The organism is Enterococcus sp. HMSC076E04 (assembly GCF_001814285.1).
Taxonomy (GTDB): domain Bacteria; phylum Bacillota; class Bacilli; order Lactobacillales; family Enterococcaceae; genus Enterococcus_B; species Enterococcus_B lactis.
In genome coordinates this window covers 19,436-32,718 of sequence record NZ_KV815610.1, presented here as the reverse complement: position 1 = coordinate 32,718, position 13,283 = coordinate 19,436, and the positions used below count along the sequence as shown (strand labels likewise).

The window sequence follows — 13,283 nt, the reverse complement described above, 5'->3', positions numbered from 1 at the left end:
TTTCTATTTACACAAAATATTTTACACTCTCGAACCTAAAAGTAATCCAATTTGTCTAAACGTTTATCTATAATAAAAATGTGCGAAATACCGCACTTTTTTATCTTTTTATTTGGTTTTAATGCAAAAAATCAAGTTACAAGATAAATTAGTTGGGACAAACGTGTTTATACATTATTTTTTATTCAAAAAAATAGCACAATGGCAAAGAACATAAGTGAGAGCATAAGCCCCAAGGAATGACTAAAAAGAAAAGCAGAATCACATGCCATGTCATCCTAAATTTCTTCCAGAAAATAAATAAGCGGAAAAAAGGGAAGAAACAGCAAAACATCGATCCAGCACCATTTTCCCCCCTTTTGAAGTAACATAAAACAATAAACATGAATGTGCAGGGAAGTAAAAATAAAGCTTTACTCATAGCTAACAAAATACCAGCTCCTTTTATTCTTTATCCCTCACATTCAAAGAGTAACAATGGTATGTACTTAATAATAGAAAAATGGATCAACTTGTATGAATATCAAATGAAAAGTTCTACGCCAAAATAAAAAACTTCCAGCCAATTTTGACTGGAAGCTTATTTTTTTCTGAAATATCCTAACACACAAATGAAAAAGATGGCCGAAGCTAATAAACCGATTTCGTAGTAAAACAATGAAATACCAGAGTCATAATAATAAAAGCCTCTGATTTTATGGATAAAATAAATCATCGGACAAGCAGATAAAAGTAAGTATTTGTTCGGTTTTTTGAATAAGTAAAAGAAAATACTGATCATTATGATGAATGGTATCCAAAATAAAAGTTTACTTAAGACAATCAAATGATCAACTCCCATATTTTTTACCAAGAGAGATCATACCATCTTTATCGCCAAAACAAAATATTTTTTTGTATCGTTTGAAATTTTAATTAGGATTATTGAATTAGTTCTGAATAACTATAAATTTCAATTAGAAATCACTTGTTCTTATCAAAAATAAAAATATCGCCTCTCATTTATTGAGAGGCGAAAGTTCTTAGTTTAACTCAATTTTTTTCGTTTCTTTTGGATGATGCGCCGTTTTAGGTAATGCTAATTTCAGTACACCATTTTTAAAGGTTCCGGTGATTTTTTCTTCATCAACATCAGGAAGATAGAATGAACGTTTGTAAGAGACCGAATGTCTTTCTTTCCGTACATAGTTGCCATTTTCTTTATCTTCCGTATGGGACTCGTGGTTGGCGGAGATCGTCAAAGTATTGTCTGAATATTCAACTGTCGTGTCTTCTTTGTCACAGCCAGGCATATCAGCTGTTAGTTTGTATTCTTTTTCGTTTTCAACTAAATCTACTTTTGGATAACTTGAAACACCTAAAAAATCATTGAACGCTGGACTAAACACATCATTGAAATCAGGGAACATGTCGCGAATGCTAGGTACATTTGCCATTTTTGATCATCCTTTCAATAGAGTATTTTTTATTTATCCCTATTTATGTAATAACTCTATTTTGAAAAAAATTCAAGTATAACGGTTGTCTTTGTGAATGTTTCATCTAGTGAATTACAAAGGTTATCTTTCTAATTTGAGAAAGGGTTTGCTAGAATAATAGTAAGAAAATAATTTAGAGAGGAGAAAATATGGCAAAAACCACAAATCCCTATTGGCGAGAAGAAAGCAGAATCTATCATTTAGAATTAGAAATCGCTAGGACAAGCAATCCACAAAAGAAACGTGAACTCGGCTATCTTTTAGAAAAAGAAAAAACAGCTTTGCAGCAACGAAAATGGCGAGATCGAGAAGCGCGAAATTACCAAATAAAAACGATACGTAAAACCCGTAGAAGAAAAATCGTCTATTACACATGTTGTATAGCAGGAATCATCATCGTGTCATTTTTTATAATAAGCAAATTCTTTTACCCAAATGTAGAAAAATTGGATTTAGAAAACCATCCGGCGACTAATTTTATTACACAACTGACAAAAAGCGAAGTAGATACCACAAATTTAACAAGAGAGCAAGTAGAGAAGTGGGCATACTATCATTTGAAGTTAGAAGATCCAACTATTGTAAGCGCTAACCATTATTGGTTTGACGTTCGTATCAATCAAGTTAGAGAAGTAGAAGTAGATATTTTTATGGAAGAAGTAGCTGTAGCAAACTATGTAGTTGACGCAAATGGTCACTTATATCGTATGACTGTATCTGACAAAAAAATGGTGGCGAATAAATGGGACGTACCAGAGAATTTTGAAATAGAAAACGCGAACGATTGAGATACTCGTTCGCGTTTTTCAAAATAAAATAGCGTTAAAACACACAATGAACAGACAGAAATGTGAAATTTTCTATATCATCAAAACGGTGTGCCGTACGCATCAGTAATCAAGATCACTCCATCGGGGGAAACTCGATAGAAACCGACACTTCCTGATCCTCCTTGGGCACGAGTCTGCTTGCTAGAAGTCGTGAACAAATAATCTTGATCGATTTTTTGATAAAAGCTAGTAACGATATCTTCACTTTGTAATTCGGAACGATGGGCAATAAGAAATAGAAGTGCTTCATCAGAGTTTTCCAATGGAAGAGAAGGTTCAGTTCTTTCTTGCATTTCAGATGTTGAAGAAATGGTAGACGACTGAATGCTTGATTGGCTATATTGAGAATCTACATTATTAGTAGAAGTATTAGTAATGGAAGCAGTAGAAGTACTTTTAGTTGAACCGACTTTAGGTGTTGAATTGGTTAGTGAAGATTCATTGATAGAATTCTTTGTAGCATTTCCACAGGCTGAAAAAAGTAGTACAACCCCCAACAATCCTACGTAAATCCCTTTATTCATGATGGTACCTCCTAAAATAGATTATCTTGATTCAGTATACCACTTTCCATGTGGAATCAGATGACTTCAAATAAAAAAACCTTCCCACTAATGGGAAGGTTCATGAAGATAATTGCTTTTTTAATAATTATAGCTTTCTAATATCTTTCATCAACTTTTCTAGTAATCATAGGGAAAAATTTCAAGCAGTAAATCGCACAAATACCTACGATGATATAAATGATCTTCGCAAAAATAGTTGTTGAACCACCAGCAATCATAGCTACTAAATCAAATTCGAACAAGCCTACCAACAACCAGTTCAGCCCTCCCACAATCAATAAAGTTAATGCAATAGCATCTAAAGTTTTCATTAGAATTCTCCTTTCTTAAATGATAAAACAATTATATATCAAAAAGAAAAACATTGCTTATATAACGCTCAGGGATTTTAGCAAATGATGCAAAAAGAGGAAAATTTTTTGCTCTTCCATTAGTACACATTTTTTAGCTGAAGCTGTAAATTTCATGTCTTAATTTTTTCTAGTGAGCTTTTATACTGGATTTGTAAGAAAAAAGAAGGAGAGGATCACATATGTCGGATTGGTTGGATATTGCAGGAAAAGTAGTAATTGTAACTGGAGGTTCCTCAGGAATTGGAAGAAGTATTGTCGAAAATTTGTTGAAACAGAATGCACAAGTAGCGAATTTTGATGTAACTGAATGCCGTATACAGCATGAAAACCTACTATCTTTAAAAGTCGATGTGTCTTCTAAAACGGACATAGAAGAAGGGGTATATAAAGTAATGAAACACTTCAAGACGATCGATGGTCTAGTCAATAATGCAGGAATAAATATACCTTCTCTTTTAATAGATAGAAATCATCCAAAAAGTAAGTATGAATTATCAGAACAAGTTTTTGATAAGATGATCGCTGTCAATCAAAAAAGTGTATATTTGATGAGTCAAGCAGTGGGAAGAATCTTGGTGCAAAAGGAGTCAGGAGTGATCGTGAATCTTTCTTCTGAATCAGGATTGGAAGGATCAGAAGGACAGAGCTGTTATGCTGCTACAAAAGCAGCGATGAACAGTTTTACTCGTTCTTGGGCAAAAGAGTTAGGAAAGAGGAATGTTCGTGTGGTAGGTGTTGCACCAGGGATACTGGAAGAAACCGGTTTGAGAACACAAGAATATGAAGAAGCTCTTTCTTATACGAGAGGTATAAGCGTCGAACAGCTGAGAAACGGTTACAGTCGAACAAGTACGATCCCTCTAGGAAGGAGTGGTAAGCTGCAAGAAGTGGCGGATCTAGTCTGCTATTATCTTTCAGAAAGATCAAGTTATATCACTGGAGTCACGACTAATATTTCAGGAGGTAAAACAAGAGGATAAAGGATAGGGGGGACGCACGTGACGCTAGTAAACAGATGGTACCAATTATTGAAATTACTAGTCGCTCACAAGAAAGTTTCAATCCAGGAAGTGCAAAAAGAAATCAAAACCAGTAATCAAACCATAAAAAAAGATATTGGGGAATTGAATGAAGAAATTGCCGGTATTGCAAAAATCATCCAAAAAAACAAACATTTTGAACTTGAAATTTATGATTTTGATTTTTTTGATGAGATCATGCAAGGAAAATTGAAAACAGCCAGTGATTTCAATTCGGCATCCAAAAGAATCGCTTATTTACTAAATAGGCTGATCGAAACAGAGGATTTCTTACGTATGGATGATTTATCTGAAGAAGTCGGTGTCAGCAGAGGAACAGTGGTCAAGGATCTAAAGACATTAAAAGAGATGATAAATGATTTTGATGTAAAGATTACAGGCACACCAAATAAAGGACTAAGAATAATAGGAGATGAGCTAGAATTACGACTACTTTTGTTTTATTTTGTTTCTCCCTACTTTTCAGAGACGAAAACAGAACAGTTTCTAGAAGAAAAACAAGCAATCAAACATTTTCAGAAGAAGACGAATGCTAGTAAACAAGAAATCACTCTTTTGACGAAAGTTATCGGTATTTCTTTGAATAGAATCTCTAGTAACTATCTGTTGAAGAAGCCCATCAATCGTTACAGTGGGTGTTTTGAATATATCCAAGAATTCAATGAACTGATCACTCGGTTGGAAGAAATCTATGAACTAACTTTGAGCCAATATGAAAAAGATTTTATCAGTTTTCCTTTGAACATCATCAACACAAGTATAACGATGATAAGGAAAGCTAACTCTGATTTGCGCTTATATTTCGACCCCATGATAACGCGTATTCGACGATTAGATCTCATTGATCTGGATGAGTCCTTCTTATATCAAGAGATGAAACAGCACCTCTCTTTATTGATAAATCGGGTAATTTTTCGTTATCGATTGACTGATTTATTTTATGGTGAGATAGAAAAAAAGTATCCTTTTTCTTACCAAATCACTAGCGAATGCATACAAGCATTAGAAGCTATCTTGCAACATAAGATCTCTAAAGTAGAGATCAGCTACCTAACGTTGTATTTGGAGTTAGCATTTCGATATCAAAAAGAGCATTTTTCCTCTAAAAAAGTAGCCATTGTTCATACGACAGGAAAAGGAACAGCATTAATGATCCAAAGACAAATCAAAAGGATATTGGGGACGGATATACAAATAACACATATTTCAGAAGAACAATATGAAAAAGTAGATCTAAACAAATATTTTGCTGTTTTTACAACGATTCCGTTAAAAAATGTAAATGAAGAGACACCGGTGATCCATTTGACTAATCTTTTCGATGACTCTTGGTTAAGGGCACAATGGCAAAAAGCAAAAAAAAGCGGTTAGTCGGGTTTCATTCTACTGTTTTTTTCTATCAAATATGGAAAGAAAAAAAGACGTATCAAGAATATTTAAACAAATTAGTCGCTCCTTTGATCAGAGGCTATTATGTGGATCAAGAATTTGAAAAAAGGATCTTGAAAAGAGAATCTCAGCAAAGCACATTTGTTAACAAAGAATTTGCTTTTCCTCACACAACCAACCAGCTATCCCGACACATTGTTTTATCAGTGGGGCTAATAACTGATCAAGGTTTAGCAGAAACAGGAGGAAATGGAGTTATTTTTTTATTTGCCATACCTGAAGAAATGACGGCTGAAGTTGAAAATGAATTATTTGAGCTATACGATATCCTATTTGAACTCATAAAAATGGGAATAGATGAGTTTATTGAATTAGCACCGACAAAAGAATCATTTTTAAAACTAATCAAAAGTAAAGGAGAGAGACTTCATGAATGATATGTATCTATTCATAGTTTTCGCAGCTTCAGCTTATATGCTGCAAGCAGTTATCGGTTGGAAGCAGCTAAAGCATTTCAATCAAACATATAGCGAACTGCGAAGAAAAGGAAAAGTAGCGATTGGTAAACGACCTGGGAAAATCCGTTCAGGCACGATTGTTATGCTAGCTATAGACGATCATGATCAAGTTTTAGAAGTCAGGAAAATGCAAGGGGTTACATCTTTGGCTAAATTTCATTCATTACCTCTCTATGTGGGTGAAGATATCCATTACATCGATCGTTACCATCCCTCAGTTCGAGCGGAAGATCGTTTGACACAAGCAGCTTTAGAAAATGCCAGAGAAGTATACTTACGAATAGAGGCAGGAAACGAAAAAAGTGAACAATCTTCATTGCCTTTTATTGCTATGCTCAATAATTTTCGGATATGGAAAAGTACGATCAAAGAAAAAAGGAGTGACAAACGATGGATATCATAACAAAATTTGCTGAGGGATTTATGAGGCTGTTCCAAACAGGTGCAGAAACATTCATAAGCTGGATGACAGGAATCGTACCAGTTGTCTTGATGCTGATGGTCGCAATGAATACGATGATTGCTTTTTTAGGTGAAGACCGAGTAACGAAAGTAGCCAAGTTATCAGCGAAAAATCCGTTTACTCGTTACCTTGTTTTACCGTTCTTATCTGCTTTTATGTTGGGAAATCCTATGTCATTTACAATGGCTCGTTTCCTTCCAGAATACTACAAACCAAGCTATTATGCTGCTCAAGCTCAATTTTGTCATACGAGCAATGGTGTATTCCCACATATTAATCCTGGAGAATTGTTTGTATGGATGGGGATTGCTCAAGGGATCGAGACCTTAGGGCTAAATTCGATGGAGCTGGCTATCCGATACTTGTTTGTGGGACTGCTGATGAACTTTATTGGTGGTTGGATAACTGATTTTACTACTGGATTTGTATGCAGACAGCAAGGAATCGTTCTTAGCAAAAAAGTAGAGCTTTCAGTTGATTAGAGAAAGGAGAGTTTTTAATGTATAGCGATATCAAGATCGTAAAAGGAAACGGCGGGTATGGAGGTCCTTTGATTATTAGGCCGACAAAAGATAAACACAAGTTCATCTATGTTACAGGTGGAGGTGAGAGGCCAATGATCGTAGATAAGATAGAAGAACTGACAGGTATGGAGTTTATCAATGGATTCAAAACATCAATACCTGATAGTGAAATCGCGCTTGCAATCGTTGACTGTGGAGGGACTCTTAGATGTGGAATTTATCCTAAAAAAGGGATACCAACCATCAATATCGTTCCCACAGGAAAAAGTGGCCCATTAGCACAATATATCACTGAAGATATTTATGTTTCAGCAGTAGGGTTAGAACAAATACAGCCGCTAATGGAAACTGATGATAACAAAGAAACAGTAAATACTGCATCTCCAGATAAAAAGTACAAATATGATACTTCTAAAAAGATAACCGAGCAAAAAGCAGAGCAGCAAAACTGGGTTGCAAAGATTGGAATGGGCGCGGGAAAAGTAGTTGCTACATTCAATCAATCAGCAAGAGAAGCAGTAGATACGATGATCCGGACAGTGATCCTTTTTATGGCTTTTGTTTCCCTTTTGATTGGTGTGATCCAAGGTTCTGGAATAGGTAATGTATTTGCTAACATTATGGCACCTTTAGCAGGAAATGCAGTTGGATTAACAATCATTGGCTTTATTTGTTCACTGCCATTTTTATCTCCTTTGCTTGGTCCAGGGGCAGTTATTAGCCAAGTGATCGGAACATTGATCGGTGTAGAGATTGGGAAAGGGAATATTCCTCCCCAATTAGCATTACCGGCACTATTTGCTATCAATACTCAAAATGCATGTGATTTTATTCCAGTCGGTCTAGGTTTGGAAGAAGCAAAAGCTGAGACAGTAGAAGTAGGTGTACCATCAGTTCTTTATTCAAGATTTCTTAACGGCATCCCACGAGTTATCATTGCTTGGGTAGCAAGTTTTGGATTATATAGCTGAGTTTAGGAGGAACAGAGATGACGATCTTTGAAACGGTTGTAACAGATGTTGGTATAGAAGCAGAAGTATTCAGGAAAGAAAAAATAATGATTTTATTTGGAGATGAAGCACCGGAAACATTAACAGATTATTGTTATAAGATTGAATTGAATCAGGTAATAAAAGAAATAACTTGTGATATGAAGCTCTGCTTTGATAAACAAATGTATGTAATCACAGCAGTAGGAGATGTTGTCCAAACTAATTTGAATGAATTAGGACATATCACGATAAAATTTGATGGATCTCATGAGCCGGAACTTCCAGGGACAATGTATGTAGAAGATAAAGAAATGCCGCATTTAAGAAAGGGGACAATCATTAGAATCGATCAAGAGGATCAGAATGGGGGAAAGCCATATGGAAATCATGCTTGATACAGCAAATACACAAAGTATTTATTCTTGCCAACAGTTTTTGAATCTAACAGGCGTAACAACAAATCCTACTATTCTGAAAAAAGAAGGAGCGTCAAACTTCTTCTCGCATATGAAAGAAATCAAAAAAATGATCGGACAGATTCCCATCCATATTCAGACAATAGGAAGAACGGAAGAAGAAATGATAGAGGATGCTCAAGTTATCATAGAAGAACTAGGAAAAGATACGTTTATCAAGGTGCCGGTGAATCAAGCAGGCCTTCAAGCGATCAAAAAGTTGAAAAAAGAAGATTATTTGATTACCGGTACAGCTATTTACACGGAATTACAAGGGTATTTAGCTATTAATAATGGGGTAGATTATATTGCACCTTATTATAACAGAATGCAAAATCAAGGCATTGATGCTATGAAAGTGATTGATTCGTTGCGGACTGAGATCGAACATACGCAAAGTCCAACAAAAATATTAGCAGCTAGTTTCAAAAATTGTGAACAAGTCACTACAGCCATTCGATCTGGAGCTCATGCGATAACGTTAGGTAAAGAGCTACTAGATCAAGTGTTAGAGATGACCTCGATTGATAAAGCAGTGAGGGGCTTCCAAGAAGATTGGGTGCAAACTTTCCAAGCAGAAACGATTGGTGAACTAAAAAAGGTCGCTGATTACTTCTGAAATCAATTTATCCATAAAATAAACGATAGCCTTCTCGAAAACTCGAGAAGGCTATCTGACGATTCAATATTCATTAATTTAAAGTTTCGGTGACTATTACTAACTATTACTTATTTCTCATTTAAACGATGTATTCCCTAACCTCTAATACATCCTTGTAACTCTGAAGTTACGCCAGTTTTGAATAAATTTCATAAAAACAAATGAAAAGTGTCGCATAAAAATATCTTTCGTGTTTCTTTAGTATAACAGAACAAGAAGAAAAAGTCCATAAGGGATATTTTTAGCTCGTTTTAAAATAACTTTTTAAACAGGTTTAAGTTTGCTATACTTGTTTTTGAGGTGATTTGGCAAGTGAAAAAAAGATTGGAATAGTAATGCTATTCACTGTTTTATTAACAGGATGTGTTTCATTAGCAAATAATTGGTTGGAACATGAAGGTACTTACTTAGTGGCTCATCGTGGCGCACACATTATTGCGCCTGAGAATACGGTGGAGAGTATCCATCAAGCAAAAATATTAGGCTACCAAGCAGTCGAGATTGATGTTCGGACAAGTAGAGACGGCGTGAATTTTTTGATGCATGATGACACATTGGATCGAACAACAGATGGAACGGGGAAACCAGAGACATACACGATCAAACAACTAAAGAAGTTTAATTTAGATACGAAAAACTATCCAGAATACGTAAATAAAAAAGTTAAGATACCTACTTTTGAAGAAGCCGTAAAGGAAATCAAAAAAAATAACTTGATTGTCAACGTGAATGGTTCAAAAGGAAACTGGCAGGATGAACATTTTGTTAATGACATCGTAAACACGCTAAAACAAAATAGTGTGTATGAACGTTCATTTTTTGTACTGACGGATAAAAAGATCCGAGACGAAGTCGTAAAGAATCATCCTGACTGCACAGTATCTTGGTTATATGACCAAAAAAATAAACTTGAAGATGAGATTGAACAAGTAAAAAGTTATAAAAAAGCGTTGCTCTCAGTATCTAATGATGCTGCTACAGAAGAAACAATCAATAAACTAAATAAATCTGGAATCGAGTATCAAGTGTATGGGGTAAATGACGTTAAACGATTTGAAGTGTTAAAAAAATCATCCGTTCCAATCGTAGAAACGGATGAAATCAATCCTAGTGATTTATAAACATAATATATTCATTTTATGTAATTATTCATCTTTATATCCATTTTTGAACCTAGGTCGTCAAGTTGACTTAGGTTTTTTTATATAGCATGTTCATAAATAAAAAAACTTCTTTTTTATTTTATATTGATATGATTGTGATAAATTCAGTTACTTGTTTTGGTATGGAACTTGTTTTGGTATGGAAAAAAATAACCCGCATGAGGTCGTGGCAGAAGTGTTCATCTTTAAGAAATAAGAAGTAATTTCCGAAACTTGCTTGCCACATCCCCAATCGGGTCAAACTTGTTTATTTGAATATATTTTTTACATAAGGATCTTTAATAGTTACATTGTCTTTTTTCATCACTTTATGGATTGTTTTATCCATGAATTCCGTATCAAGGGTTTTTGTTTCCGTGGCGATTTTTTCTAGCTCTGATTTGTATTTATCTTTATTGGCACCTTTATCCTGTTTTTTTACCATTTTTACTAGATAATAGCTTTGCTGATAAGTCGTTGGATCTGTTACAGGAATGATATCAGAAACTTCCCCGTTGTTTAATTGAAATGCTGCTTTTTTTACTTCAGTAGGAATCCCTGGATTGGTTGAATCAAAATTCATTTTTCCATCAGTTTCCTTTAGTGTTTTATTTTTTCCATAAGCTTGAACAAGCTTGGAGAAATTTTCCCCTTCATTTACTTCTTTTTTTGCATTATCTGCTTCTTCTTTAGTCGAAAATGGGATGATCTGTGTACTAACTTCTGGATGGAATTCTTTCCAAGCAGTGTCTAGATCTTTATCTGTTAATTTTACATTGGCTTTCAAACCGTCCTGGAAAGCCAGCATCTGTTTCAAAAGTTTCTTATATGTCTCTTCCGTTTGGCCAACTGCTTTTAATTGTTCCTTGTAGTTTGGACCAAGTTTTTTGATTTGTTCATTATATTCTTTTGTTACTTCCTTTGAAGAAATCTCTTTTCCGTATACATCATCAAACGCTTTGAAGACGATCATTTTTCTTAATAGTGTTTGATTGTTTGATTTAACTTTTGGGTTATCATAAAAATCCTGAACTGTAAGTGTTCCACCTTTAAACGTTGCAATTGTTTCATTGGACTTGCTACAACCTGAGAATAGTAAAATAGCAAATCCTGAAAGGCACATAATCAGTAGTTGTTTTTTCAAAAAATTTCCCATCCTTTCCTTATTAAAGACAGTCTAACAGAAGAACCAGGCAGACAGTCTTTCATTTTCGTAAGGTTGCTGTAGACATTCTTAGTTCGTAAAAATCTTTTCTCTCTATGATGGAGAACATTTAGATATTTTTCACGAGACAAGAAAGAAAAGGGTTATTACACTTAATATAAAGGAGGGATGAAAGATGATCAGGATTATTCGATTGATTGGATCTGTTTTAATAGTCTTAGTTGGTTTTGTTTTAGGAATTCTTGTCAATAATGCACTTGCGGATATGTTTCTTGGAGACAGTGAATGGATTGGAGCAATTGCTGGTACGGTTGGACATTTAGTTGTTTTTTTACTAGCTTTATTTCTTGCTAGTAAGGTAGAAGGGAAAAAAGTGGAAGATTATGGTATTTGTGGACGAGGAAAAGACTGGGGATATTTAGCGGGAGGTCTCGTTGGTGGAATTGGAGTGTTTCTGCTTATTACTAGTCCATTATATTTGATAGGGGCGTATCGGTTAGATTCAGGAAACGCAAATATTGTGCCGCTGATCACGAGTTTTATTTTATTTATTGCAGTGGGGTATCCGAAGAGCTTTTATTCCGTGGCTTTTTTCAGCACCAGCTGCTTAGATTTGGTCCATTAATAGCAATGATTGGATCTGCTGCATTATTTGCTCTTTTACACGGATTGAATCCTAACATGACATTTCTGGCAGTTTTCAATATCTTTTTAGCAGGTTGCTTTTTCAGTGCACTTATCTACAGTACAGAAAGTTTATTTACGGCCATCGGTGCTCACATTACTTGGAATTGGACTCAAGGAGCTATTTTGGGTATACCAGTCAGCGGAACGCAAGAACAAGGTTTTTTCTCCACTCTGGTTCAATCGCAAAACACAATAATTACTGGGGAAACTTTAGGGCTGAAGCGTCTATATCGACTACATTATTCTTGTTAGTCTTGATTGTTGGTTTGTTACTCTATGCATATAAAACAAAGCGGATGAAGAAATACACTGCTGTTTATCAATAAAAGATGAAGAAAGCAAGGCTGATATCGGTCTTGCTTTTTTAAGTCTTTCATTGATTAAACGAAAAAGTAAACAGATTCAAACGAATACACGACATCTTTTGTTAGATTTTCACAACTGACTGTCGTGTTCTCATCATTTTCATTTTATATAATTCCTTTATCAAATAGAAGGTAATTATATGGAGAGTGATTGAAATGAAGAAAACAGCGACCGTATTATTTGTTATTCTTGGGCTAAGTATAATTGCAGCAATGATTGGAATCAGTACTTCTGCAAATGAACGGACAAATGAAAATCTTTCATTTACTGTGAAAACTGATCGGATCGTTTATGACGTGACACAACAAGTCATTACTATTCTGATCAAAACAAATAAAAGCGTGAATGTTAGTGATATACATGCTGTTCTAACATATGGTTGGGATGGTAATGGAAGTTCAGAAAAGGTTATTGGGGAAGTTTATTTAAAGGACGTACAATGGACCGCTGGTATTGAGTATACAATAATGATTTCTGCAGAACTATCGATTGATGAGATCAAGAGTAAGGATAAAGTTGATTTGATTGTTTTTTATGATGGACAGATGACGATTACGGAGAATTTGAAACCAAGTAGTTGGACAGTTGTTGGACCGTCGAGCAGTACGGATAGTACGAGTAGTGAAAGCAGTACAGAGAGTACGAGCAGTGAAA

The 13,283-nt window shown here is 34.9% G+C and carries 15 protein-coding genes and 3 pseudogenes; 12 read left to right on the top strand and 6 right to left on the bottom strand.

All coding sequences use genetic code 11. The features are described 5' to 3' along the window. Positions 1–185: 185 nt before the first annotated feature. From HMPREF2961_RS15925 to HMPREF2961_RS09215, 3 genes and pseudogenes are all read right to left on the bottom strand, one after another. Positions 186–421: pseudogene (locus tag HMPREF2961_RS15925) on the bottom strand (hypothetical protein). Between the two features lie 159 nt (positions 422–580). Then, on the bottom strand, positions 581–841 hold the full coding sequence (locus HMPREF2961_RS09220; RefSeq protein ID WP_070704634.1) for a hypothetical protein: 261 nt from the start codon (positions 839–841) through the stop codon (positions 581–583). Positions 842–1,022: 181 nt separating this feature from the next. Further along, positions 1,023–1,436: an Hsp20/alpha crystallin family protein gene (locus HMPREF2961_RS09215; RefSeq protein ID WP_002291922.1), complete on the bottom strand. Its 414-nt coding sequence runs from the start codon at positions 1,434–1,436 to the stop codon at positions 1,023–1,025. A 191-nt stretch (positions 1,437–1,627) separates the two neighbouring features. On the opposite strand from HMPREF2961_RS09215, the gene HMPREF2961_RS09210 reads away from it, so the two are divergent. After that, entirely contained in the window at positions 1,628–2,266 is a 639-nt protein-coding gene (locus HMPREF2961_RS09210) for a hypothetical protein (protein WP_002314940.1), read from the top strand. 80 nt (positions 2,267–2,346) lie between these two features. On the opposite strand, the gene HMPREF2961_RS09205 is transcribed toward HMPREF2961_RS09210, so the two are convergent. Further along, entirely contained in the window at positions 2,347–2,832 is a 486-nt protein-coding gene (locus HMPREF2961_RS09205; protein ID WP_002314941.1) for a hypothetical protein, read from the bottom strand. A 137-nt stretch (positions 2,833–2,969) separates the two neighbouring features. After that, positions 2,970–3,185 (bottom strand): DUF378 domain-containing protein, encoded by a 216-nt coding sequence (locus tag HMPREF2961_RS09200; RefSeq protein ID WP_002293281.1) that lies wholly within the window; start codon positions 3,183–3,185, stop codon positions 2,970–2,972. 221 nt (positions 3,186–3,406) lie between these two features. On the opposite strand from HMPREF2961_RS09200, the gene HMPREF2961_RS09195 reads away from it, so the two are divergent. The 9 genes from HMPREF2961_RS09195 (at position 3,407) to HMPREF2961_RS09155 (ending at position 10,390) form a co-directional block, all read left to right on the top strand. After that, a complete protein-coding gene (locus HMPREF2961_RS09195) occupies positions 3,407–4,207 on the top strand; it encodes an SDR family oxidoreductase (protein ID WP_002314942.1) in 801 nt (266 codons plus the stop codon). Positions 4,208–4,225: 18 nt separating this feature from the next. Continuing rightward, positions 4,226–5,638, top strand: coding sequence for a BglG family transcription antiterminator (locus HMPREF2961_RS14785; RefSeq protein ID WP_256277986.1), 1,413 nt, complete (start codon positions 4,226–4,228; stop codon positions 5,636–5,638). 104 nt (positions 5,639–5,742) lie between these two features. Then, entirely contained in the window at positions 5,743–6,093 is a 351-nt protein-coding gene (locus HMPREF2961_RS15785; RefSeq protein WP_256277985.1) for a PTS sugar transporter subunit IIA, read from the top strand. Then, the gene (locus tag HMPREF2961_RS09180; protein WP_002314944.1) at positions 6,086–6,577 is read left to right on the top strand and encodes a transcriptional regulator GutM; all 492 of its coding nucleotides are present in this window, start codon (positions 6,086–6,088) and stop codon (positions 6,575–6,577) included. Before HMPREF2961_RS15785 ends, HMPREF2961_RS09180 begins: the two co-directional genes overlap by 8 nt. Continuing rightward, positions 6,565–7,119, top strand: coding sequence for a PTS glucitol/sorbitol transporter subunit IIC (locus HMPREF2961_RS09175; RefSeq protein ID WP_002314945.1), 555 nt, complete (start codon positions 6,565–6,567; stop codon positions 7,117–7,119). The genes HMPREF2961_RS09180 and HMPREF2961_RS09175 overlap by 13 nt, the downstream gene beginning before the upstream one ends. A 17-nt stretch (positions 7,120–7,136) precedes the next feature. Then, on the top strand, positions 7,137–8,132 hold the full coding sequence (locus tag HMPREF2961_RS09170; RefSeq protein ID WP_070704628.1) for a PTS glucitol/sorbitol transporter subunit IIB: 996 nt from the start codon (positions 7,137–7,139) through the stop codon (positions 8,130–8,132). 17 nt (positions 8,133–8,149) lie between these two features. Then, a complete protein-coding gene (locus HMPREF2961_RS09165; RefSeq protein WP_002314947.1) occupies positions 8,150–8,548 on the top strand; it encodes a PTS glucitol/sorbitol transporter subunit IIA in 399 nt (132 codons plus the stop codon). Further along, positions 8,532–9,227, top strand: a complete 696-nt coding sequence (locus HMPREF2961_RS09160) for a fructose-6-phosphate aldolase (RefSeq protein WP_002314948.1) — start codon at positions 8,532–8,534, stop codon at positions 9,225–9,227. The genes HMPREF2961_RS09165 and HMPREF2961_RS09160 overlap by 17 nt, the downstream gene beginning before the upstream one ends. A 377-nt stretch (positions 9,228–9,604) precedes the next feature. Next, on the top strand, positions 9,605–10,390 hold the full coding sequence (locus HMPREF2961_RS09155) for a glycerophosphodiester phosphodiesterase (protein WP_002314949.1): 786 nt from the start codon (positions 9,605–9,607) through the stop codon (positions 10,388–10,390). Positions 10,391–10,679: 289 nt separating this feature from the next. On the opposite strand, the gene HMPREF2961_RS09150 is transcribed toward HMPREF2961_RS09155, so the two are convergent. Then, a complete protein-coding gene (locus HMPREF2961_RS09150; RefSeq protein WP_002314950.1) occupies positions 10,680–11,567 on the bottom strand; it encodes a peptidyl-prolyl cis-trans isomerase in 888 nt (295 codons plus the stop codon). Between the two features lie 184 nt (positions 11,568–11,751). Between HMPREF2961_RS09150 and HMPREF2961_RS14780 the strand changes: the two are divergent. Then, positions 11,752–12,589 (top strand): annotated as a pseudogene (locus tag HMPREF2961_RS14780) (lysostaphin resistance A-like protein). Between the two features lie 195 nt (positions 12,590–12,784). Continuing rightward, a pseudogene (gene sgrA / locus HMPREF2961_RS09135) lies at positions 12,785–13,283 on the top strand (LPXTG-anchored fibrinogen/nidogen-binding adhesin SgrA); the annotation flags it as partial.